This window comes from Streptomyces sp. GB4-14 (genome assembly GCF_022696125.1).
GTDB lineage: Bacteria > Actinomycetota > Actinomycetes > Streptomycetales > Streptomycetaceae > Streptomyces > Streptomyces werraensis.
In genome coordinates this window covers 3,814,274-3,836,812 of record NZ_RZHO01000002.1, presented here as the reverse complement: position 1 = coordinate 3,836,812, position 22,539 = coordinate 3,814,274, and the positions used below count along the sequence as shown (strand labels likewise).

Below are 22,539 nucleotides of genomic sequence, written 5' to 3'. Positions count from 1 at the left end.
GCGCTCCCCGGCGCGCGAGTTGTTCCAACCTTCGCGCTTCGCTCTACGCGCGAGTTGACGTGCGGGCTCTGCTCCGCCACCCCCCTCCCTGTGGTCCCCGCACGGACCCGAGCCACGCAAGGAGCACGGGATGCCAGCCGACCCCTTCCCCCCTCCCCGCGACCCGCGCCGCCCCCGCCCCCCGTACGCCGATGCCCCGTACACGGATCCCCGCACGGGCGTCCCGTACGCCGCCTCCCCGGCCCACCGCACCTACCCCTGGCTACCGCCCGCCCCGCCCCGCCTGTCCGGCGGAGGACGCCGACCGGCCGTGCGGGTGCGTCACTCCACCACGCGGCCCGTCAGCGCGCTGAGGCTGGCGCACACGTGGTCCATCTGCGTCTGCACGTCCTCACGCCGGTCGGCGTGCTCCCTCAGCACCCGCTCGGTCTCCCGCTCGACGCCCTCCGCACGGGACTGCGCCTCGGCCAGCACCTCCGCCGCACGCTCCCGGGCCTCGTCCGCGCAGCGCCGGGCCGCCTCCTGCGCGTCGGCGAACACCTGCCGCGCCTCCGCCAGCACCTTCTCGGCGCGCTCCTCCGCCTCCGCCTGCCGGGCGTCCAGCTCCGCCGCCCGCGCCGCCTCCTCCCCGGCGACCTCGTCGAGCCGCCGCGCCTGCGCCCTGGCCTCCTCGGCGAGCAGCTCCGAGGTGCGCTCCCGCATCCGCCGCACCTCCGCCAGCGCCTCGGTGCGCCGCTCCTTCACGTCAAGCCGCGCCTCGACGCGGATCTCGTCGGCCTTCTCCCGCGCCGCGGCCAGCCGCTCCCGGGCGTACTCGTCGGCGACGGCGCGCAGCGCGGCCGCGTACGCCCGCGCGGCCTCCTCCACCTCGGCGGCGTCGTCCCGCGCCAGGTCGACCAGGTCCCGCGCGTGCTGCCGCGCCGACTCCCGTACGGCCGTGGCCTCCTCCAGCGCCAGCAGGAACAGCCGCCGGGGCCCGTCGCCGAGCGACTCGTACGTCTGCTCCGGCAGCCCGGCCGCCCGCTCCCGCAGCCGTTCGAGCTCCTCCTCCATCTCCCGCGCCAGGACGGTGAGCCGCGCCGCGCGCTCCCAGGCGGCGTCCCGGTCGTCCGACAGCGCCTCGACGTACGCGATCACCTGCAGGGGGCGATACCCGCGCCCCCGGCGGACGATCTCGAACCCCCGCGACGACACCGATGTGCTGCTCACCCTGGAACCCCTTCCACCGACGGACATGAAGCCCAGCACGACGACCGAGCACAAAAGGGATGAATCGCGCACATCTTGATCGATGACGAGGAAGTGTTCATAACGCGACACTCCGCTCGGCGGGCCCGGCAGGGGCGGACAGACGTGAGCCGGGCCCGGTCGTCGTCACGACCGGGCCCGGCTCACGGGTCACACCATCAGCGGCGGCGGCTCACAGCAGCCCGTCCCACATCTGCTCCAGCAGCACCGACCACCAGGTCTCCGGCGACCCCAGCGCAGCCGGGTCCAGCGCGGCCAGCTGCGCCTGGAAGTCGACGGTCCAGCGGCCCGCCTGCTCCTGGTTCAGCCCGAACCGCAGCCGCCACATCCGGCCCAGCAGCGCCAGGCAGCGCGCGAACTCCGGCAGCCCCGTGTTCACGAACTGCGGCGGCACCGCCGTACCGCCCGGACCGGCCTCCACCGGCACCGCGACGATGTTCGCCGTGCCGTACTGCACACAGAGCGCCTTGCCGAAGTCGCTGCCCATCACCAGGTACGAACCCGCGTCCGGCGCCGGCTGCACCCCCCGCTCCGCGGCCAGCTCCGCCAGCGTCGGCACCGGGCGGCCCGGCTGGGCCTGCGCCCAGAAGAACGGCCCCATGTCCGTCGGCAGACCCGCCGTCACCAGCGTGTGCGCCACCACCGGCGGCACGCCCTGACGGGACACCGCCGCCTGCTCGAACCGGAACACGCCCGGCCCGAACGCGGCCGCCAGCTCCTGCGCGATCGCCTCCGGCGGGATCGGCGGGGCGGGCTGCACCGGCGGGATCGGCGCCCGCACCGGAGCGGGACGCGCGGGACCGTCCGCCACCTGGTGCAGTTCGCCCTGGTGGGCGAGGAGCTGCCGCATGCCCTGCTGGCGGCTCGCGTGGTCCGTGCCGTACGGCGCGATCGACGTGATGCGCGCCTGCGGCCACTGCTCGCGGATCATCCGCGCGCAGTACGCGCCCGGCAGCTCGCACGACTCCAGCTCCGTGTGCAGCTCCAGCACCTGGTTCGGCGGCACGTTCATCGCGCGCAGCTCGTGGAAGATCTGCCACTCCGGGTGCGGGGTGCCCGGCGCGGAACGCCGGATCAGCTGCTGCTCGGAGCCGTCCTGCGCGCGGTAGCGCAGCACGGCCTGGTAGCCGGGGCCGACGGTCGGCTGCTGCGGATAGCCGTACGCCGACGGCTGCCCCGGCACGGGGGCGCCCTGCGGGGGCGTACCGGGAGGCACGGCGCCTGGAGGCATCGCCCCGGGCGCCATCGGCGGGATCCCGGGCGCACCGGGCGGTGCGGGCGGCGGGGGCGCGCCCGGCCCGCCGGCCGGGGGCGCGGCCAGGACGGTCTCCGCGTGGTGCACGGGCGGAGTGCCGGGAGCGCCGCCCGGAGCGCCGGGAGGCTGGGGCGCGCCGCCCTGGCCGGGGGCACCGGGAGGACCGGGAGGCTGAGGCGCACCCGGGGCACCGGGCCGGCCGGGGGCGCCCGGAGCACCAGGAGGACCGGGAGGCTGAGGCGCGCCGGACTGTCCGGCAGGCTGAGCCACGCCGGGCGCGCCGTGCGCACCCGGCTGCCCCGGAGCCCCGGGCGGCCCCGGAGGCACAGGCACCCCCGCACCCGAGCCGTTGGGATCGGCGAGCATCGTCGCCGCGTGATGCACCCCGCCCGGAGGCGCACCCGGCGGGGGCGGGGTCGGCGCCCCAGGCGGAGGCGTCTGCCCGCCGCCCGGACCCTCCGGCCCCTCCGGTCCCAGCGACGACACCAGCTGCGTGGGCACATAGCCGCTCCCGCCCTGCGCGGGCGCAGGCGCGGACGTGCCGCCGGGTCGCGCACCCGGCGTCCCCGGAGCACCCGGAGGCGGCGGGGCCGAAGGACCCTGCCCCCGCTTCGGCGGGGTCGCCTTGCTGGTCGCGGCGTCGGCGATGTCACCGGCGTCCGGCGCACCCGGAGCCGGCGGCACGGGCGCACCCGGCGCCGCAGTGCCGGGAACACCGGCCTGGGTGGGAGGCGGAGGCGTCGCAGGGGCCCCCGCCTGGGCAGAAGGCGGCGGCGTCGCCTGCCCCGTCCCGCCCGCATCAACCGCCGGCGCGACCGCCGTCGACGGCAGCCGGCTGCCGCCCGACATCAACGCCGTCTTCGCGTCGGGCGTCACCGGGGCGTCCCCGCCCGGCTCCCGCACCTGCGGCGCGTACACGGTCCGCGGCAGCGGCACCGACCGGTCCTCACCCGCGTCCGCCGTGGTGTCCGTACCGGCCCACGGCGTGCCCTCGTCCGCACCCCCGCCGGCCGCCGGCCACCCGGAACCGCCACCGTCGGAAGCGGACGCCGCGGCACCGGAACCCGCCGAGGACTCCTCCGAGCCACCCGCGTCGGCACCCCGCCCCGCACCCGCGGACGACGACGCCCATCCCGCACCCGGCGCACCCGCCTGGCCAGGCGCCTCACCCGACGCCGCACCGGAACCCGCGGCAGAAGCCGCGGACACCCCTCCCGCGCCCCCCGACGTCTCCCCGCGACGGTCCGGGATCCCCAGCCGGTCCGCAGCCTCCTGCAGCCACTCCGGCGGACTCAGCAGGAACGACGTCTGGTTGAGGTCCACCCGCGCCGGAGGCGCGGGCGCCGGCTCCTCGGCCGCCGCCTCGTCCCTGCCGTACTCCTCCTCGTACCGGCGGACCACCTCGCCCACCGGCAGCGCCGGCCACAGCGTCGCCTCACCGCTGTCCCGGGCGATCACCAGCCGCTGCCCGCCACCGTCCGAACGCGGACCGTCCGCACGGTCCTCCGCCCACACCACGAACCCGAGACCGAACTCCCGCACCCGCACCTCACGGTGCTGGTACGCGGGCACATCCCCGTTGACCCACTCCTCCGCGCGCTCCTGCGCCTGCGCGAACGTCACCATCGCTCGACTCACTCCCCCGCGGAAGAAACCGGAACGGCACGCGCGAACCCGCCGTCCACCATCAGATTCGCCACCGTCTCCAACTCCGGAGGAGACCCCGCGAGCCGCGACAGGAACACGTCGAAATCCTCACCGCACGGCAACAACAGCCGCTCCACACGCTCCGCCTGCGACCACGACGGATCCACGTCCCGCACGTCGTCGTACGCGCAGAACCACACCGAACCCTGCCGCTCGCCCCTCACCTTCACGGCCAGCAGACCACCCTGCACGAACGCCACGCACAGATAGTCCTTGGTCAGATGGTCCCGCAGACACTTGTTCACATACACCAGGTCGTTGACCGCGGCCTCGTCCCGCACCGTGAAGAACGGCTGGTCCACCAGCAGACCCAGCTCCGCGTCCAACGCCGTCCCCACCGGCGCACAACCGCCCGCCGCCTTCAGGAACGACCGGTACGCACCCGGCAACCGGTACCCGAGATCCTCCTCCACGCCCAGCACCTGCGACTCCGTCACCGCCACACCCGACTTCGGCAGCCCGAAATGCGCCGGACGCGTCTCCTGCAACGGCCGCGTCCCACGCTTCCCGTGATCCACCGCCGCCGTCGCCACACCCCCGTGATGCCGCAGCAACGCCTTCACCTCGACCGGCACCAACTCCAGACGCCGCGTACCCGCCACGTGATGCCACGTCCAGCCGTGCGGCGTCGCCACCACCGGCACCGTGTCCCACAACTCGTGACCCGTCGCCGCCAGCGCCGCGTTCGCCGACACGTAGTCCGTCAACCGCAGCTCGTCCGCACCGAAACCCTCCGGCGGGTCCGCGATCTCCGCAGCCGCGCGCGCGTAGGGCGAGAAATCGGGATACCCACGCTCGTCCACCCGCACCCCTCTCGGGTGACGGGCCGCCCGCACCGGATCCGGAAAGTGCACGACCTGCCCGGCGTAGGCCGCGTTCGGCGGCGCGGAAGTGCCCCCGGCCTGACGGCCGGGAGGTGCCCCCAGCCCGAGCGGACCTGTCGTCATGGCGGTTGCCCCCTGCGGCACTCTGTACGCCCCGCCCCACCCCACCCTCGGGGCCGTCACGGACCGTATCGACTGTCACGTCTGTCTCGACTGCTCTACCGCCACGACCCCTCGGCGCCCGCGCACGGAACACCGCTGGATCGCGGTGCCGACAGCCTATGCGGTACACCCCCACCGGTCACCGGGCACCGGTCACCAGGCCCTCCGCTTCCGTGACCCCACGTCACCCCACCGTGACAGCCCGCCCACACCCTGGCGTGTCGGCCCGCCCCAGCTTCCCCAGCCGCCACACGATTTGGCACTCTGTGACCACCGGGGAGACGCTCGGGAGGGGATGACGATCATGAACGCGACGCAGACGGGGACGCACACCGGACCAACCGGCGCCCCCCGCTCAGGCGACCCCCGCATCGGCTGGAGCACCACCGACACCACCCCCGCACCCGCCCTCCGGCACCGCCGCGACGGCATCCTCCCCACCATCGCCGCCGCCCTCTCCGTCCGCGGCGCCACCCTCACCGGCACCGCCGCCCGCGGCGACACACCCCCCGCACTCCACCCGCTCGTCCAGGACTTCCTCGACACCCTCCCCAGCGACCAGCGCGACCGCTTCACCGGACGCTGCGCCGAAACCATCCTCATCTCCCGGCACATCGCCACCGCCGACGCAGCCCGCAGCAAAAGAGCCGCCCGCAGACCCATGACCAACGGCGAAGCCCGCAAAGCCCTCAAACACGCCAAACTCACCACCCGCCGCATCCGCGAGGACGGCGACCCCCTCCACGGCAGCTACGCCGCCCCCTGCCGCGCCTGCACCGCCCTCACCGCCCACTTCGGCGTCCGCACGGTCGACCCCGCCGCCACCGACGGCTGAACCACCCCCCGCACCACCACACGACCTCGACGAACGAAGAGCAGATGCACACCGACCGCACGTCCACCACCCGCTTCGCCGTGCCCGTCGACGCCGCACTGCGCGCCGCCGGCTGGCAACCCGGACGCTGGGACATCAAACAAGCCGAGATCTGGGCCGACACCCTCCGCGACCACACCTCGCCCGCCGGACACCGCCACACCGTCTTCCCCGCCGCCGTCGAAGCCTGGGCCGAATTCGGCGCACTCCACATCCTCCCCACCGGACCCGGCCGCCAGATCGCCCCCACCCCCCTCCACATCGACCCCCTGCACGGCCTCCACCTCGCCCGCACCCTCGGCGACCTCGGCCGCGCCCTCGACACCGAGGTCTGCCCCCTCGGCGCCGAAACCGACACCCAGGCACTCCTCGCCATCGACGCCCAAGGCCGCGTCTACGCCCTCGACCACACCGGCGACTGGTACCTCGGCCCCGACATCGACGCCGCCCTCACCACCCTCATCACCGGCGCCCAGCCCCAACGCCTCACCACCGGCTGACCCCCACCGCGCACCCGGCGCCCTACGACGCCGGAATCACCGCCGACACCCGGAAACCCCCCGAGTCCGTCGGCCCCGACACGAACACCCCACCCAACGCCGACACCCGCTCCCGCATCCCCACCAGACCGTTCCCCCCCGACGGCAACCCCGCCGACGAACCCACACCCGACGGCGGCTCGTTCTCCACCTGCATCGCGATCTCCGACACCCGGTGCGCCAGCCGCACATACGTCTTCGCACCCGCCGCATGCTTGTGGACGTTCGTCAACGCCTCCTGCACCACCCGGTACGCCGTCGCCTCCACCTCCGGCGCATACGACCGGCACTCCCCCTCCACCGACAGATCGACCACCATCCCCGCCGCGGCCGACTGCCCCACCAACTCGTCGATCTCCGCCAGCGACGGCCCCTCCACCGGCTCCTCCACGGCCACCCGCGACGCCGCGGCCGCCGCAGCCGCACCCACCGCCGCCAACGGCACCGACGACCCCTTCGGCCGGGGCCGCACCGCGTCCCCACCCGCACGCAGCACCCCGAGCATCTCCCGCAACTCCGTCAACGCCTGCCGGCCCATGTCCCCCACCAGCGCGGCATTCCTCACCGCCTTCTCCGGATCCTTCCGCGCCACCGCCTGCAACGCCGCCGCATGCACCACCATCAGACTCACCCGATGCGCCACCACGTCGTGCATCTCCCGCGCGATCCGCGTCCGCTCCTCGTTACGCGCCCACTCCGCACGCTCCTCCGCCCGCTCCGCGAGCAACTGCAGCTCCCGCTCCAGACTGTCCGCCCGCTCCCGCAGACTCTCCATCAGCCGCCGCCGCGCCCCCACATACAGACCCAGCAGCACCGGAGGAGCCGTCACCCCCAGCGCCATCGTCACCGACGCGAACGGCACCAGCCAGTCACCGACCTCGACGTCCCCCCGCGCGATGTCCTGCCGCATCCGCACGAACATCACGATCAGCACACCGACCGACTGCATCCCCGCCAACGACCCGATGATCCGACGCGGCAGGTCAGACGCCGCCAGCGAATACAGCCCCACGATCCCCAGCAGGAACCCCATCGCCGCCGGCGTCACCGCGATCGCCACCAGCACCACCGCGATCGGCCACCGACGCCGCACCAGCAGCACCGCCCCCGCCGCCAGCCCGAACAGCACCCCCACGGCGACCGGGATCCCCGCCTCCCACGCGAACGGAACCCCCTCGACCCCGCACTCCAGCGCGGACACCGCCGCAAGCCCCACATCGAGCACGGCACTGCGCCGCCGCTCCCACCACCAGGGCCCTCCCCGGGCCGTCACATGGTCTTCCCCCGTCGTGGTCATGCCTCCAGCCTAAGGGCGCTCCCAGTCCGTTTTCCGAGGAGTTTTCACCTCACCCCCGGACCACACCGACCGACCGATCAGCCGCGATACGCCCCACAATCCCTCGAACTGCTGAATCGCGCACCGTTCGACCCGGGAACCCTCCATTCCGGCCGGACGGTATGCCCATGGCACATCCGACCGGCACATACGCCGACTTCGAAGGCCTGCGCGAGCAGGCGGTCGCCCTGCGACGCGCGGGGTACAGCCTCCGGCAGATTCGCGAGAAGCTGAAGATCTACAACAACGACATCCTCAACCAGCTGGTGAAGGGAGAACCGCCGCCTGCGTGGACCCGGCGCCCCAACGCCAAGGACGACCTACGGGCAAAGGCACGGGAGCTACGCCTTCAGGGCTGGACCTACGACCAGATCCAGATCGAGCTGGGCTGCTCCAGGAGTTCGGTGTCGCTGTGGGTTCGCGACCTACCGAAGCCCGAACCCCGCTACACCCCCGAGGAACAGCGGCAGCTCATGAATGAAGGGCTGGCACGGCGTCGCGCGGCAGACGAAGAGGGGCGCAGGAGGACCAGGAGGGTCGCTCACCGCGAGACGAGGGAGCTGACGGACCGCGAACTGTTCACCGCCGGCGTTGCGCTCTACTGGGCAGAAGGCGCCAAGAGCAAACCGTACGACCGGCGTGAGCGGGCCGTTTTCGTCAACAGTGACCCGGGCGTTATCCAGACCTACCTGGCCTGGCTGGATCTCCTCGACATCGACCGGGAGCGCTTGGGCTTCCGCGTGCTCATCCATGAATCAGCAGACATCGACGCCGCCCATGCCTTCTGGGCGGAGATCGTGGACATCGATCCCTCGGCCTTCGCCAGGCCGACTCTGAAGAAGCACAACGCGAAGACCATCCGGAAGAACACTGGTGAGAACTACCGCGGTTGCCTGACGGTGACCGTGGCTCGGAGTGCCGATCTGTACAACCGGATCGAGGGCTGGTGGAGCGGTATCGTCGCGCACGCGCAAGGACGCCTCCGGTAAGGTTCGACGCGCGGTCCCCCGTGGTGTAATCCGGCAGCACACCAAGTTTTGGTCTTGGCAGGTCAAGGTTCGAATCCTTGCGGGGGAGCTAACAGCGCGCAGGACCCAGGTTCGGGCCCTGACCGGGCGGCAGCCCCGGTCAGGGCCCGCGCTCATGTCCCCCCGGAAACGCCCCGGTATCCTGCGGATGTCCATCCCCCCACCTCCAACACAGCCGAAGGGCATCCCGTGAGCGCCAATCGCCCGGCAGCCGTCGTCGTTCTCGCAGCGGGTGAGGGCACCCGTATGAAGTCGGCCACACCGAAGGTCCTGCACGAGATCTGTGGTCGTTCCCTGGTGGGTCATGTGCTCGCCGCCGCCGGTGAGCTGGACCCGGCGCATCTCGTCGTCGTCGTGGGTCACGCCCGTGAGCAGGTGACCGCGCATCTCGCCGAGGTGGCCCCCGGCGTGCGGACCGCCGTGCAGGCGGAGCAGAACGGCACGGGGCATGCCGTGCGGATGGGTCTGGAGGAGCTGGGCGGTTCCGTGGACGGGACCGTGGTGGTGGTGTGCGGCGACACCCCGCTGCTGACCGGTGAGACGCTGCGCCGGCTATCGGAGACGCATGTGGCGGACGGCAACGCGGTGACGGTGCTGACGGCCGAGGTGCCGGATGCGACCGGGTACGGCCGCATCGTGCGGGACGGCTCGGGTGCGGTGACGGCGATCGTGGAGCACAAGGACGCGTCGGACGAGGTGCGGGCGATCCGGGAGATCAACTCGGGTGTGTTCGCGTTCGACGGTGCGCTGCTGGCGGACGCGCTGAAGAAGGTGCGTACGGACAACAGCCAGGGTGAGGAGTACTTGACGGACGTGCTGGGGATCCTGCGCGAGGCGGGGCACCGGGTGGGTGCGTCGGTGGCGGGGGACCACCGGGAGATCGCGGGGATCAACAACCGTGTGCAGTTGTCCGAGGCGCGGCGGATCCTGAACGAGCGGCTGTTGACGGCGGCGATGCTGTCGGGTGTGACGGTGGTGGATCCGGCGTCGACGTGGGTGGACGTGACGGTGACGTTCGAGCGGGATGTGCTGGTGCATCCGGGGACGCAGTTGCACGGCTCGACGCATCTGGGCGAGGGCTGTGAGGTGGGTCCGAACACGCGGTTGACGGATACCCGGGTGGGTGCGGGGGCGCGGGTGGACAACACGGTGGCGATGGGTGCCGAGGTGGGTCCGGAGGCGTCGGTGGGTCCGTTCGCGTATCTGCGTCCGGGGACGCGGCTGTCGCGCAAGGGCAAGATCGGTACGTTCGTGGAGACGAAGAACGCGTCGATCGGTGAGGGGTCGAAGGTTCCGCATCTGTCGTATGTGGGTGATGCGACGATCGGCGAGTACTCGAACATCGGTGCGGCGAGTGTGTTCGTCAATTACGACGGACAGGACAAACATCACACGACGGTCGGGTCGCACTGCCGGACGGGGTCGGACAACATGTTTGTTGCTCCTGTCACGGTCGGAGACGGTGCTTACACGGCTGCGGGCTCGGTGATCACGAAGGATGTGCCGCCCGGTTCCCTGGCGGTGGCCCGTGGTCAGCAGCGCAACATCGAGGGCTGGGTGGCTCGTAAGCGTCCGGGGAGTGCTGCCGCGAAGGCCGCGGAGGCGGCGTCGCGGGAGTCGGCCGGGGAGGACTGACCGGAGAGCGTCCCGTTCGGGACGGCGTACCGTGAGAGGTGCGGAAACGCGCACCCCCACCAGCTGAGACACCTCTGAGGAGACAGTGCTGTGACCGGGATCAAGACGACCGGCGAGAAGAAGATGATGTTCTTCTCCGGCCGCGCCCACCCCGAGCTTGCCGAGGAGGTCGCCCAGCAGTTGGGTGTCGGGGTCGTCCCGACGAAGGCCTTCGACTTCGCGAACGGCGAGATCTATGTGCGGTATCAGGAGTCGGCGCGTGGTGCCGACTGTTTCCTGATCCAGAGCCACACGGCGCCGATCAACAAGTGGATCATGGAGCAGTTGATCATGATCGACGCGTTGAAGCGTGCGTCGGCCCGTTCGATCACGGTGATCGTGCCGTTCTACGGGTACGCCCGGCAGGACAAGAAGCACCGTGGCCGTGAGCCCATCTCGGCGCGTCTGATCGCGGACCTGATGAAGACGGCGGGTGCGGACCGTCTGCTGACGGTGGACCTGCACACGGACCAGATTCAGGGCTTCTTCGACGGTCCGGTGGACCATCTGTTCGCGCTGCCGCTGCTCGCGGACTACGTCGGCGCGAAGGTGGACCGTTCGAAGCTGACGGTGGTGTCCCCGGACGCGGGCCGTGTGCGGGTGGCGGACCGCTGGTGCGACCGGCTGGGTGCGCCGCTGGCGATCGTGCACAAGCGCCGGGACAAGGACGTGGCGAATCAGGTCACGGTGCACGAGGTGGTCGGTGAGGTGAAGGGCCGCGTGTGTGTGCTGGTGGACGACATGATCGACACCGGTGGCACGATCTGTGCGGCGGCGGACGCGCTGTTCGCGCACGGTGCTGAGGATGTGATCGTGACGGCGACGCACGGTGTGCTGTCGGGTCCGGCGGCGGACCGTCTGAAGAATTCGAAGGTGAGCGAGTTCGTGTTCACGAACACGCTGCCGACGCCGGGTGAGCTGAGTGAGAGCCTGGACAAGATCAAGGTGCTGTCGATCGCGCCGACGATCGCGCGCGCGGCGCGTGAGGTGTTCGAGGACGGTTCCGTGACGAGTCTGTTCGACGAGCAGTAAGGGTTCTGCGGTCCGGCGTCCGTTCGGCTGCCGGTGATCGTTTTGGGTACGGCCTCCTGGCCCGGGTAAACTGCACGAGTTGCTCGGCGAGGGAGGCCGTACCGCTTCTTCGGAAGTTGCGTACGGCGGTCCGTTATCGACGCGCTCTTCGTAGCAGGCCGTTCGTGGCCGGGTGACCACGTCCGTTTCTGACTATGAGGAGTGATCATGTCCGAGGTGAAGATCGCCGCCGAGACGCGCACCGAGTTCGGCAAGGGTGCCGCCCGCCGTATCCGTCGCGCCGACAAGGTTCCCGGTGTGCTGTACGGTCACGGTTCCGACCCGATCCACCTGACCTTCCCGGGCCACGAGCTGCTGCTCGCCCTGCGTACGCCGAACGTCCTGATCGCGCTGGACATCGACGGCAAGACCAACGAGCTGGCCATCCCGAAGTCCGTTCAGCGTGACCCGCTGAAGGGCTTCCTCGAGCACGTGGACCTGCAGCTGGTGAAGCGCGGCGAGAAGGTCCAGGTCGAGATCCCGGTGCAGGCCGAGGGCGAGCTGGCCCCGGGCGGCAACCTGCTGGAGCACGTCCTGGACGCGCTGCCGGTCGAGGCCGAGGCCACGCACATCCCGGAGAACGTGACCGTCTCCGTCGAGGGTCTGGCGGCCGGCGCGTCCGTCCTCGCCAAGGACATCGAGCTCCCCAGCGGTGTCACCCTCGCGGTGGACGAGGACGCCGTGGTGCTGCAGGTCCTGGCGGCGCAGGCGGAGGAGGCGCCCGAGGGTGCCGAGGAGGGCGAAGAGGCCGCCGAGGCCTGAGCCTTTCGGATCCAGTCGTAACGTCGGCCGCTGCTCCCGTGCGGGGCGGCGGCCGACGCGTATGTGGGAGGAAGCGTGGGCGTGACGGAGGACGCGGCGGGGCCCTGGCTGATCGCCGGGCTGGGCAATCCGGGGCCGGGGTACGCGATGAACCGGCACAACGTGGGGTTCATGGTCGCGGATTTGCTGGCGGAGCGGGTGGGCGGCCGGTTCAAGCGGGCGGCGAAGGCGCAGGCGCAGGTGGTGGAGGGCCGGGTCGGGTCTCCGGGGCCGGGCAGCCGCCGGGTGGTGCTGGTGAAGCCGATGTCGTACATGAATCTGTCGGGCGGGCCGGTGAACGCGCTGCGGGAGTTCTACAAGGTGCCGCCGCAGCGGGTGGTGGCGATCCATGACGAGCTGGACATCGATTACGGGACGCTGCGGCTGAAGCTGGGGGGCGGGGACAACGGGCACAACGGTCTGAAGTCGCTGACGGGTGCGTTCGGCCGGGATTATCACCGGGTGCGGTTCGGGATCGGGCGGCCGCCGGGGCGGATGCCGGTGGCGGACTTCGTTCTGAAGGATTTCTCGTCGGCGGAGCGCAAGGAGCTGGACTATTTGGTGGACCGGGCGGCGGACGCGGTGGAGTGTCTGGTGGCGGAGGGTCTGGAGCGGGCGCAGAGCGTCTACAACTCCTGATTGGCGGCCGATGGTGACTTGGGCCGACATGTCGTCCGGAGCCGCCCCCCGGAGTTGACCGGGTGCAAGGTCATGGCCAAGGATCGCGGCCATGCCTTCCGCTGTCCGTTCCTCGCGCGGTTCCTCCGCGCTGCGCTTCGGCCGGTTCGCGGCGATGGGCGCGGTCGCCGTGCTGATCCTGATCGCCGGTGTGTGGGCGTCGTGGGGGACGGCGCAGCACGTGATGCTGACCAAGGGCCGCGAGCGGGGCACGGTCGAGGTGACGCGGTGCGTCGAGGACGCCTGTGGGGGTCCGTTCCGGCCGCTGTCGCCGGGGGCGCAGCCGCGGGAGAGGGTGGTGCTGGACGGCACGGTGGCCGTGGAGAAGGGCCGTACCTACGCGGTGGTGCTGAAGCCGGGTGGCCAGGAGGCGGTGCGTTCCGGTCCGGCGGGGGTGCTGTACGCGTGGGTGCCGCTCGGGGGCGCGCTGCTGCTGGCGTCGGTGGTGGTGGCGGGTGGCCTGCTGCGGACGCGGCTGGCGTGGGTGATGGCGCTGGCGGGTGCGGGTCTGCTGACGGCGGCGTTCGTGGCGCTGTAGGGACGCGTCCGGGCGTGAAGGGGGCGGTGCCCTCCGGATCGTGGGATCCGGAGGGCACCGCCCTTTCGTGGCGTGCCGGGGTCAGCCGGTGTTGCGCAGGCCCGCCGCGACGCCGTTGACGGTGAGCAGCAGGGCGCGGGAGAGCAGCGGGTCGGGCTGTTCGCCGGCGGCGGCGGCGTCCCGCTGGCGCTTGAGCAGGGCCACCTGGAGGTAGGAGATGGGGTCCAGGTAGGCGTCGCGGATGGCGAAGGTCTGCTTGAGGACGGGGTCGGCGTCGAGCAGTTCCTGTTCGCCGGTGACGCGGAGCACCTCGGTGACGGTGAGGTCGTGCTCCGCCCTGATGGTGTCGAAGACGTGCTTGAGCTCGTCCGGGACGAGGGTGTCGACGTAGTGCTGGGCGATCCGCAGATCCGTCTTGGCGAGGGTCATCTCCACGTTGGAGATGAAGTTGCGGAAGAAGTGCCACTGTTCGTACATCTCGTCGAGCACGGTGTCCAGGCCGGCCTCGCGCAGCGCCTTGAGGCCGGAGCCGACGCCGAACCAGCCGGGGACGATCTGCCGGGACTGGGTCCAGCCGAACACCCACGGGATGGCGCGCAGGCCGTCGAGGGAGACGCCGGAGCCGGGGCGGCGGGAGGGCCGCGAGCCCAGGTGCAGTTCGGCGAGCTGGTCGACCGGGGTGGAGGCGAGGAAGTACGTCGGCAGGTCGGGGTCCTCGACGAAGGACCGGTACGCGGCGTGGGCGGCGTCGGAGACGACGTCCATGGCGGCGTCCCAGCGGGCGAGGGCCTCGACGGACTGGCGGGGCGCCGTGTGCAGGGCGGACGCCTGCAGGGTGGCGGCGACGGTCAGTTCGAGGTTCTCGCGGGCGAGGGAGGGGATGAGGTACTTGTCGGAGATGACCTCGCCCTGCTCGGTGACCTTGATCTCGCCTTCGAGGGTGCCCCAGGGCTGGGCGAGGATGGCGTCGTGGGTGGGGCCGCCGCCGCGGCCGACGGTGCCGCCGCGGCCGTGGAAGAGGCGCAGCCGCACCCCGTAGCGGTGGGCGACGTCGCGCAGCCGGCGCTGGGCGCGGTGGATCTCCCACTGGCTGGTGGTGATGCCGCCGAACTTGGAGGAGTCGGAGTAGCCGAGCATGACCTCCTGGACGTCGCCGCGCAGGGCGACGAGGCGCCGGTAGGACGGGTCGGCGAGCATGTCCTCCAGGATGGTGTCGGCGGCCTTGAGTTCGTCGGTGGTCTCCAGCAGCGGCACGATGCCGATCTTGGCCCAGCCGGCGTGCAGGTCGATCAGGCCGGCCTCGCGGGCGAGGACGGCGGCGGCGAACACGTCGTCGGCGCCCCGGCACATGGAGATGATGTACGACTCGACGACCTCGGGTCCGAAGACCTCCAGGGCTCGCTTGACGGTCCGGAAGACGCCGAGGGTCTTCTCGCCGGCCTCGTCGACGGGCGCCGGGGTGGGCGCGAGGGGCCGGCGGGAGCGCAGCTCCTTGGCGAGGAGCTTGGCGCGGTACTCGCGGGGCATGTCGGCGTAGCGCCAGGACTCCTCGCCGAGCCGGTCGAACAGCTGGCCGAGGGCGTGGTGGTGGGCGTCGGCGTGCTCGCGGACGTCCATGGTGGCGAGCTGGAGGCCGAAGGCGGCGAGGGTGCGGATGGTGCGGGCGAGGCGCCCGTCGGCGAAGAGGCCGCCGCGGTGCTCGCGCAGGGACGCCTGGATGATCCGCAGGTCGGCGATGAGCTCGCTGGTGCCGAGGTAGTCGCGGCCGGGCTCGTGCGGGGTGCCCTTGGCGAGGCGGAGCTTGGTGTTCTCCAGCTTCTGCCGGATGCAGGTGGCCTTGAGCCGGTAGGGCTCCTCGGCGTTGAGCCGCTTGTAGCGGGGGCTGATCTCGGGGAGGGCCTCCAGGTCGGCCTGGAGGGAGGTGAGCAGTTCCTCGGTGGCCCCGGTGTAGCGGATGGAGTTGGAGAGGAAGCCGCGCAGCTCGTCGATCATCTCCAGGGCGTCGTTGATGCCGTGCTCGTGCTGGAGGATCAGGACGTCCCAGGTGACCTGGGGGGTGACGTTGGGGTTGCCGTCGCGGTCGCCGCCGATCCAGGTGCCGAAGGTCAGCGGGCGGGTGTCGTCGGGCAGGTGGACGCCGACGCGCTCCAGTTCGGCGGTGAGGTCCTCCAGGACGTCGCCGACGGCGCCGGCGTGCAGCTCGTCGAGGTAGTAGATGGCGTTGCGGGCCTCGTCGGCGGGTTCGGGGCGCACCACGCGCAGTTCGTCCGTCTGCCAGACGAGGTCGATGTTCTCCGCCAGGCGGGTGTCGAGGCGGCGCCGGTCGGAGGGGAGGACCGGGGTCTCCAGCAGGGCGGCGATGCGGCGGAGCTTGTTGAGGACGGAGCGGCGGGCCGCCTCGGTGGGGTGGGCGGTGAAGACGGGCCGCACGTTGAGGTTGCGGACGGTCTGGCGCAGGTGTTCGGGGTCGGCGTCCTTGAGCCGGTCGGCGGTGCGGGAGAGCAGGCCGCCCTCGGCGGCGCGGCGGGCGGCGAGTTCGCGTCCGCGGTGCACCTGTTCGGTGACGTTGGCCAGGTGGAAGTAGGTGGAGAAGGCGCGTACCAGCTTGGCGGCCGTCTCGAGTTCGGTGCCGCGCAGCAGCTCTGCGGCGGCCTCGCCGTCCTCGCGGGTGAGGCGGCGGACCTTCTCGACGAGGTCGAGGAGCTCCGGGCCCTCCTGCCGGACGAGCGTCTCTCCGAGGAGGTCGCCCAGTCGGCGGATGTCGGCACGCAGTTCGGCGCTCGTCGTGGTGGTCTGGTCGTCGGCACTGCTCACAGGTGCGGCTCCTTGCAGTGTTGGAAGCTCGTCTGGGAGGGAACCCGAACGAGCGTCTCGCGCGGCGTGTGCCGCTTGCGGGCCGGACGTCCGGGAAGAAATCAGAGCGGACCGCGCTGTCCGACCGACTTCCAAGGATAGGTGTCGAGCCGGACGCGCTGGCCCACGGGCTCTTGCCGCGGGGGGACGCACTGCCATACTTACGATGCCGTAGGTTACGGGACCGTAGGAAAGCGATGCGGTTCCGGCCCGGCACCTTCCCTCAGTCCACATACCCCACAGGGGAACGCATGACCTCAACCTCCGAAGTGCTCGACGAAGCCCCGAAGCAGTCCAGGCCCGACGACGTCGCGCCCTCCGCCACGCTGGGCGGGGAGCGGAAACGGTCCATCGAGCAGATCACGCTGCTCCTCTTCATCGTCGTCCCCTTCCTCGCGCTCCTGGCGGCCGTGCCGCTGGCGTGGGGCTGGGGGGTGAGCTGGCTGGACCTCGGCCTGCTGGTCTTCTTCTACTTCCTGGGATGCCACGGCATCACCATCGGCTTCCACCGTCACTTCACGCACGGTTCGTTCAAGGCGAAGCGGCCGCTGAAGATCGCGCTGGCGGTCGCCGGTTCGATGGCGGTCGAGGGACCGCTGGTGCGCTGGGTGGCCGACCACCGCAAGCATCACAAGTTCTCCGACGCGGAGGGCGACCCGCACTCGCCGTGGCGGTACGGGGAGAGCGTTCCGGCGCTCATGAAGGGCCTGTGGTGGGCGCACATCGGGTGGATGTTCGACGAGGAGCAGACGCCGCAGGACAAGTACGCGCCGGACCTGATCAAGGACCCGGTGATGCGTGGCATCTCCCGTCTGTTCGTGCTGTGGACGGCGTTGTCGCTGGCGCTGCCCGCGCTGATCGGCGGTCTGGTGACGATGTCGTGGTGGGGCGCGTTCACCGGCTTCTTCTGGGGGTCACTCGTCCGGGTGGCTCTGCTGCACCATGTGACGTGGTCGATCAACTCGATCTGCCACGCGGTCGGCAAGCGTCCGTTCAAGTCGCGGGACCGCTCGGGGAACGTGTGGTGGCTGGCGATCCTGTCGTGCGGTGAGTCCTGGCACAACCTGCACCACGCGGACCCGACGTCGGCGCGCCACGGTGTGGAGCGCTGGCAGCTGGACTCCTCGGCGCGGCTGATCCGCTGGTTCGAGCAGCTGGGCTGGGCGTACGACGTGCGGTGGCCGTCACGCTCGCGTATCGATTCGCGCCGTGTCGGCCCGGATGGCTCCGCCCGGCGCGGGAAGGAACCTGCCGAGGCGGCATGATGGTCGCCGTGGCGACCGACTCGAGCACCCCAAGCAATGACAAGCCGCGGCGTGCGCGCCGCACCCGGATGACCGGTGCCGAGCGCCGCCAGCAGCTGCTGGAGATCGGCCGCACCCTCTTCGCGGCGAAGGGGTTCGAGGGCACGTCGGTGGAGGAGATCGCGGCGAAGGCCGGGGTCTCCAAACCCGTGGTGTACGAGCACTTCGGCGGCAAGGAGGGGCTGTACGCGGTCGTGGTGGACCGGGAGATGCGGCGGCTGCTGGACATGGTGACCGGCTCGCTGACGGCCGGCCATCCGCGGGAGCTGTGCGAGCAGGCCGCGTTCGCGCTGCTGGACTACATCGAGGAGTACACGGACGGGTTCCGCATCCTGGTCCGTGACTCCCCCATCCCGCAGTCGACGGGGACCTTCGCCTCGCTGATCTCGGACATCGCCACCCAGGTGGAGGACATCCTGGGCCGCGAGTTCAAGTCGCGGGGCTTCGACCCGAAGCTGGCCCCGCTGTACGCGCAGGCGCTGGTGGGGATGGTGGCGCTGACCGGCCAGTGGTGGCTGGACGTGCGCAAGCCGAAGAAGGCCGAGGTGGCGGCTCATCTCGTGAACCTGGCCTGGCACGGTCTGGACGGCCTGGAGCCGAAGCCGCGGCTGATAGGCCACCGGAAGAGCTGAATCAACAGCACACTGGATTAACCTTGTGCAATCATGTGCGCATGACTGAAATCACGATCAGCGCAGCCCGTGCCCAGCTCGGTGACCTCGTGCGTCGCGCGGCCCACGGCCGCGAGACGATCGCCCTCACGGATCACGGGCACGTGGCCGCGCTACTCGTGTCGCCGCAGGTCATAGAGGATCTGGAAGACGCGTTGGCGGTTGCCGACTACGAGCGCCGCAAGGCTGCGGGCCTCCTCGGCGAAGGCATCCCACACGAAGAGGTCGGACGCATGCTGGGGTTGCGCCCGTGACCTACCGCATCGTTTGGGAGCCCAACGCCACGAACGCGGCCGTGCGGTTCCTCCGTGACGACCCGGCAGGGTTGGCCGCTGTGTACGAGGCCGTCGACACCCTGGCGAAGGAGCCCCGGCCCGCCCAGTCCGTCGCCTACGGACCGACAGCGCGCCGCTTGCGCGTCGGCGACTACCGGGTGCTGTACGTCATCGACGACGACGTGATCCACATCCTCGTCACCCACCTGGGCCGCACCCGCTGAATCAGCCCTCCTTGACGGCGACGGCGAAGACGCGGCGGAAGCGGAACGGGGTGCCGTGCGCGGTGGCCGGGTAGGCCTCCCGCAGGGCGGCGCGGTACTCGGCGAGGAACTCCTCCCGGCCCGCGGGGTCGTCGTCGAGGGCGGTGAGGACGGGCCGCAGCCCGGTGCCCTTCACCCAGTCGAGCACGGGGTCCTCCCCCGACAGCAGATGGACGTACGTCGTCTCCCAGGCGTCCACGGAGCAGCCGAGGGCGGCCAGGCGGTCCAGGTATCCCTCGGGCGGCAGGACGGCGTCCTCGTGACGCAGGACGCCGGACAGGCGGTCCCGCCGGCGAGGGGAGGCGGCGAGGTCGCGCATCAGGGTGTGGCTGGGGGCGCCGAAGTTGCCGGGCACCTGGAGGGCGAGGACCCCGCCGGGCACGAGCCCGTCGATCCACGCGGCGAACCGCTCCACGTGCCCGGGCACCCACTGCAGGGTGGCGTTGCTGACGATCAGGTCGTACGGCTCCTCGGGCGTCCAGGTGCCGGCGTCGGCGTGGGCGAAGTCGAGGCGGCCGCCTCCCTGGGTGGGGCCCTCGTGATCGGCGCGGGCCTTGGCGAGCATCTCGGGGGAGTTGTCGTAGCCGGTGATGCGGGCGGCCGGCCAGCGGTCGGCGAGAAGGGCGGTGACATTGCCGGCGCCGCAGCCGATGTCGGCGACGCGGGGCGGGTCGCCCGGCAGGCCGGGGACGCGGGCTAGCAGGTCGGTGAAGGGCCGGGTGCGGTGCCCGGCGTGACGCAGGTACTGGGCGGGGTCCCAGACGGGACGGGCGGCGGCGGCGGACACGGAACCTCCCCGGATCGCGGATCGTGACCCCAGCGTCACCCCGAAGCTTCTCGACGTCAAGAAAATTGACATCAAGAGACTTCACATCGACACAACCACTACACTGATCCTTATGGAGGACGAGGTCGATCGGCTGGTCGCAGCGTGGCGCCGGGAGCGCCCGGACCTCGACGTGGAACCGCTCGAGGTGCTCAGCCGGGTCAGCAGACTGGCCCGGCACCTGGACCGCGCACGCCGCCTCGCCTTCACCGAGCACGGCCTGGAGTCCTGGGAGTTCGACGTGCTGACCGCGCTGCGCCGCGCGGGCACCCCGTACCAGCTCTCCCCCGGGCAGCTCCTCACACAGACGCTCGTCACCTCGGGCACGATGACCAACCGTATCGACCGGCTCACCAAGAAGGGCCTGGTGGAGCGGCTGCCGGACCCCAGCGACCGGCGCGGTGTGCTGGTGCGGCTGACCGACGAGGGCAAGGACCGCGCGGACCAGGCGCTGGCCGGTCTGCTCGCCCAGGAGCGGGCGATCCTCGGCGAGCTCACCCGCCCCCAGCGGGTGGAACTGGCCGGGCTGCTACGCCAGTTGACCGCCCCGTTCGACAACATCCCCGGATAGGTCGGCCGGCCCCACCCCGGCCCGGCGCGCAAGGGCGACCGCGGCCAGCGTGGAGTGCACGCCCAGCTTCCCGAGGACGTTCTGCATGTGGGTGCGCACGGTGTGCGGGGACAGGTACAGGCGCTCGGCGACGGCCTTGCGCCCCAGGCCCGCGACCATGCAGCGCAGCACCTCCCGCTCGCGCGGGGTCAGCGACTCCACGAGCCGCTCGCTCTCCGTGCGATGGCGCCGGGCCGCGGTCAACTCCCGCAGGACGCCGGTGAGCAGCGCGGGCGGCAGATGGGTCTCGTCGCGCAGCACGCCGCGGATGACGGTGAGCAGCCGGCTCAGCGAGCAGTCCTTGGCGACCCAGCCGGAGGCGCCCGCCTGCAGGGCGAGGGCGGCACGGGCCGGGTCGTCCTTCTCGGCGAGCACGACCACCCGCACCTGCGGCTGGGCCGAACGCACGCCGCTCACCAGGGAGATGCCGTCCACGGCGCCGTCCTCGTCGACGGCCTGCACGGGCACGGCCGGGCGCCCGTCCGGCACGGGGACGCCCAGGTCGGCGTCGACGAGCATGACGTCGAACCGCCGCCCCTCGGCCGCCGCCCGCTCCAGACACCGCAGCGCCGCCGGGCCGCTGCCCGCCGCGGACACGTCGACGTCGGGCTCCGCGGCCAGCGCCGCGGCCAGCGACTCGGCGAAGATGCGGTGGTCGTCGACGACCAGGACTCGAATGCGAACCACGTAACCCCCTTCCCCACGCTCTTCCCAGAGCAGGGGACTACCCCGTCGCCGGTGGACGACACCGGCGCGGACACGGCACCGAGGCCCCCGTGGCTTTTCCTCGCCGGACGCGGGACGGGACGGCTCGTCCGCACGGCCGCCGCCGCGCGACAACCGCCACCCCGCCCCGGACGCCGTGCCCGGCCGTCTCGCCCCCTGAACGCACGCCGGCCCCCACCGGCGCTGTTCATCAGAGTACGGGCGGGGGCCCGGAGCGGAAGCTGATTTGCAGAACTTGCGGCCTTGCGCGTTTATGGTGTGCCGCATGTTTCGTCTTGAGACAGAAGTCGACAAGGCCCGACGCGATCTGCTCCACAGGCGGCTCCGGGACACCAACACGGCGGCCTCCCCGGTCCTGCGCGCCCTGCGCGGAACTCCCGCCGAGCGCGAATCCCCTTTGCACGTGTGGGCGTCGGACGCGAACGGCGAACTCGCGGGCGGTCTGGTCGGCCACACCTGGACGACGTGGCTCCACGTGACCTACCTCTGGGTCGACGCGGCCCACCGCGGCACGGGCCTCGGCACGGCGCTCCTGACGGAGGCGGAACGCCTGGCCGCCGGTGAACGCGCCTGCACGCACTCCCGCGTGGAGACCTGGGACTTCCAGGCGCCGGACTTCTACAAGAAGCGGGGCTACGAGGTGGTGTGCGTGATCCCCGACTACCCGCCGGGGGTCACGGAGTACACGCTGACGAAGCAACTCACCTGAGAGGCCAGGGCCTTCCGGGCGAGTTCCGGGCCACGTCGCCCGCGGGACGGTCCCCGTAGAATCCCCGCATGCCCGCTGACGAAGGCGTGACCCGGTCCACGTTCTCCGGTCGCATCCGGCCGATGTCCCTGCCGCAGCCGATGCCGCGGGTGCCCCAGCGGGTGTGGTCGGACGAGGACTGGGAGCGCATCCGGCGCGGCTACTCCGCGCGGGGCATGGACGAGAAGTGGAACGTCTTCACGGAGGGCGAGGTCGTCTTCCTGCACCGGAGCTGGACGGGCAGAGGAATCTACGCGGCCACCTTCGCGCCGGTCGACGACGGTGGCCGGCGGATCGTTCATGCCGTGGTGGAGCGCGATCCCAAGCGTTACCGGGGCACGGACGACGACTACGACTGCGTGATGCTGGAGCTGGTGATCAGCGCCATCGTGCTGGGCGAACCGGCGACCGGTCTGCGCGCACGTCTCGTCGAGTTGACGCGCCGGGAGGCCGGCTCCGCCGATGCGCCCGCCGAGCTGGTGCAGCACAGCGCGCTGGGACTGCGCTCGGATCCCTAGCCGGACGCGG

At 71.7% G+C, this 22,539-nt stretch carries 22 protein-coding genes and 1 tRNA gene; 16 read left to right on the top strand and 7 right to left on the bottom strand.

Going from position 1 to position 22,539, the window contains the following annotated elements; genetic code table 11:
• Positions 1-321 precede the first annotated feature (321 nt).
• The 3 genes from ELQ39_RS18975 to ELQ39_RS18965 form a co-directional block, all read right to left on the bottom strand.
• Positions 322-1,209 (bottom strand): cellulose-binding protein, encoded by an 888-nt coding sequence (locus tag ELQ39_RS18975; RefSeq protein WP_391675888.1) that lies wholly within the window; start codon positions 1,207-1,209, stop codon positions 322-324.
• Between the two features lie 211 nt (positions 1,210-1,420).
• Positions 1,421-4,129, bottom strand: a complete 2,709-nt coding sequence (locus tag ELQ39_RS18970) for an SUKH-4 family immunity protein (RefSeq protein WP_242592971.1) — start codon at positions 4,127-4,129, stop codon at positions 1,421-1,423.
• A gap of 8 nt (positions 4,130-4,137) precedes the next feature.
• Positions 4,138-5,157: an SMI1/KNR4 family protein gene (locus ELQ39_RS18965; RefSeq protein WP_242595629.1), complete on the bottom strand. Its 1,020-nt coding sequence runs from the start codon at positions 5,155-5,157 to the stop codon at positions 4,138-4,140.
• A gap of 343 nt (positions 5,158-5,500) precedes the next feature.
• On the opposite strand from ELQ39_RS18965, the gene ELQ39_RS18960 reads away from it, so the two are divergent.
• A complete protein-coding gene (locus ELQ39_RS18960) occupies positions 5,501-6,031 on the top strand; it encodes a YwqJ-related putative deaminase (protein WP_242592968.1) in 531 nt (176 codons plus the stop codon).
• Between the two features lie 44 nt (positions 6,032-6,075).
• Positions 6,076-6,570, top strand: coding sequence for an SUKH-3 domain-containing protein (locus ELQ39_RS18955; protein WP_190002784.1), 495 nt, complete (start codon positions 6,076-6,078; stop codon positions 6,568-6,570).
• A 22-nt stretch (positions 6,571-6,592) separates the two neighbouring features.
• On the opposite strand, the gene ELQ39_RS18950 is transcribed toward ELQ39_RS18955, so the two are convergent.
• Positions 6,593-7,906 carry a sensor histidine kinase gene (locus ELQ39_RS18950; RefSeq protein WP_242592966.1) on the bottom strand — a complete coding sequence of 438 codons (1,314 nt, stop codon included), beginning with the start codon at positions 7,904-7,906 and terminating at the stop codon, positions 6,593-6,595.
• A gap of 167 nt (positions 7,907-8,073) precedes the next feature.
• Here ELQ39_RS18950 and ELQ39_RS18945 point away from each other — a divergent pair, with 167 nt between their 5' ends.
• The 7 genes from ELQ39_RS18945 to ELQ39_RS18915 all read left to right on the top strand — a co-directional run bounded on the left by ELQ39_RS18945 (position 8,074) and on the right by ELQ39_RS18915 (position 13,735).
• The gene (locus ELQ39_RS18945; RefSeq protein ID WP_242592964.1) at positions 8,074-8,934 is read left to right on the top strand and encodes a helix-turn-helix domain-containing protein; all 861 of its coding nucleotides are present in this window, start codon (positions 8,074-8,076) and stop codon (positions 8,932-8,934) included.
• A 14-nt stretch (positions 8,935-8,948) separates the two neighbouring features.
• Positions 8,949-9,022, top strand: a tRNA-Gln gene (locus ELQ39_RS18940).
• Between the two features lie 140 nt (positions 9,023-9,162).
• Positions 9,163-10,608 carry a bifunctional UDP-N-acetylglucosamine diphosphorylase/glucosamine-1-phosphate N-acetyltransferase GlmU gene (glmU, locus tag ELQ39_RS18935; RefSeq protein ID WP_242592962.1) on the top strand — a complete coding sequence of 482 codons (1,446 nt, stop codon included), beginning with the start codon at positions 9,163-9,165 and terminating at the stop codon, positions 10,606-10,608.
• Positions 10,609-10,698: 90 nt separating this feature from the next.
• Positions 10,699-11,679, top strand: a complete 981-nt coding sequence (locus ELQ39_RS18930; RefSeq protein WP_086702704.1) for a ribose-phosphate diphosphokinase — start codon at positions 10,699-10,701, stop codon at positions 11,677-11,679.
• A 207-nt stretch (positions 11,680-11,886) separates the two neighbouring features.
• Complete coding sequence (locus ELQ39_RS18925; protein WP_225626884.1) at positions 11,887-12,480, top strand: 50S ribosomal protein L25/general stress protein Ctc; 594 nt, start codon at positions 11,887-11,889, stop codon at positions 12,478-12,480.
• A gap of 75 nt (positions 12,481-12,555) precedes the next feature.
• Positions 12,556-13,158, top strand: coding sequence for an aminoacyl-tRNA hydrolase (gene pth, locus ELQ39_RS18920; protein WP_242592960.1), 603 nt, complete (start codon positions 12,556-12,558; stop codon positions 13,156-13,158).
• A 91-nt stretch (positions 13,159-13,249) separates the two neighbouring features.
• Positions 13,250-13,735 (top strand): hypothetical protein, encoded by a 486-nt coding sequence (locus tag ELQ39_RS18915; RefSeq protein ID WP_242592957.1) that lies wholly within the window; start codon positions 13,250-13,252, stop codon positions 13,733-13,735.
• An 81-nt stretch (positions 13,736-13,816) separates the two neighbouring features.
• Here ELQ39_RS18915 and ppc read toward each other — a convergent pair whose 3' ends face one another.
• A complete protein-coding gene (gene ppc / locus ELQ39_RS18910; protein ID WP_190002791.1) occupies positions 13,817-16,549 on the bottom strand; it encodes a phosphoenolpyruvate carboxylase in 2,733 nt (910 codons plus the stop codon).
• 290 nt (positions 16,550-16,839) lie between these two features.
• Here ppc and ELQ39_RS18905 point away from each other — a divergent pair, with 290 nt between their 5' ends.
• From ELQ39_RS18905 to ELQ39_RS18890, 4 genes are read left to right on the top strand one after another with little or no spacing between them, the layout of a single operon-like run.
• Entirely contained in the window at positions 16,840-17,853 is a 1,014-nt protein-coding gene (locus tag ELQ39_RS18905; RefSeq protein ID WP_190002792.1) for a fatty acid desaturase, read from the top strand.
• A complete protein-coding gene (locus tag ELQ39_RS18900) occupies positions 17,850-18,524 on the top strand; it encodes a TetR/AcrR family transcriptional regulator (RefSeq protein WP_031023834.1) in 675 nt (224 codons plus the stop codon). Before ELQ39_RS18905 ends, ELQ39_RS18900 begins: the two co-directional genes overlap by 4 nt.
• Before the next feature lie 41 nt (positions 18,525-18,565).
• On the top strand, positions 18,566-18,817 hold the full coding sequence (locus ELQ39_RS18895) for a type II toxin-antitoxin system Phd/YefM family antitoxin (protein ID WP_006135801.1): 252 nt from the start codon (positions 18,566-18,568) through the stop codon (positions 18,815-18,817).
• Positions 18,814-19,062 (top strand): type II toxin-antitoxin system RelE family toxin, encoded by a 249-nt coding sequence (locus ELQ39_RS18890; protein ID WP_242592955.1) that lies wholly within the window; start codon positions 18,814-18,816, stop codon positions 19,060-19,062. The genes ELQ39_RS18895 and ELQ39_RS18890 overlap by 4 nt, the downstream gene beginning before the upstream one ends.
• Before the next feature lies 1 nt (position 19,063).
• On the opposite strand, the gene ELQ39_RS18885 is transcribed toward ELQ39_RS18890, so the two are convergent.
• The gene (locus tag ELQ39_RS18885; protein ID WP_242592953.1) at positions 19,064-19,888 is read right to left on the bottom strand and encodes a trans-aconitate 2-methyltransferase; all 825 of its coding nucleotides are present in this window, start codon (positions 19,886-19,888) and stop codon (positions 19,064-19,066) included.
• Positions 19,889-20,000: 112 nt separating this feature from the next.
• Here ELQ39_RS18885 and ELQ39_RS18880 point away from each other — a divergent pair, with 112 nt between their 5' ends.
• Positions 20,001-20,498 carry a MarR family winged helix-turn-helix transcriptional regulator gene (locus tag ELQ39_RS18880; protein WP_190002795.1) on the top strand — a complete coding sequence of 166 codons (498 nt, stop codon included), beginning with the start codon at positions 20,001-20,003 and terminating at the stop codon, positions 20,496-20,498.
• On the opposite strand, the gene ELQ39_RS18875 is transcribed toward ELQ39_RS18880, so the two are convergent.
• Positions 20,457-21,224: a LuxR C-terminal-related transcriptional regulator gene (locus ELQ39_RS18875; RefSeq protein WP_190002796.1), complete on the bottom strand. Its 768-nt coding sequence runs from the start codon at positions 21,222-21,224 to the stop codon at positions 20,457-20,459. The genes ELQ39_RS18880 and ELQ39_RS18875 overlap by 42 nt on opposite strands.
• 304 nt (positions 21,225-21,528) lie before the next feature.
• Between ELQ39_RS18875 and ELQ39_RS18870 the strand changes: the two genes are divergently transcribed.
• Positions 21,529-21,972 carry a GNAT family N-acetyltransferase gene (locus ELQ39_RS18870; RefSeq protein ID WP_225641122.1) on the top strand — a complete coding sequence of 148 codons (444 nt, stop codon included), beginning with the start codon at positions 21,529-21,531 and terminating at the stop codon, positions 21,970-21,972.
• Between the two features lie 140 nt (positions 21,973-22,112).
• Entirely contained in the window at positions 22,113-22,529 is a 417-nt protein-coding gene (locus ELQ39_RS18865) for a hypothetical protein (protein ID WP_190003093.1), read from the top strand.
• The last annotated feature ends 10 nt before the right edge of the window (positions 22,530-22,539 follow it).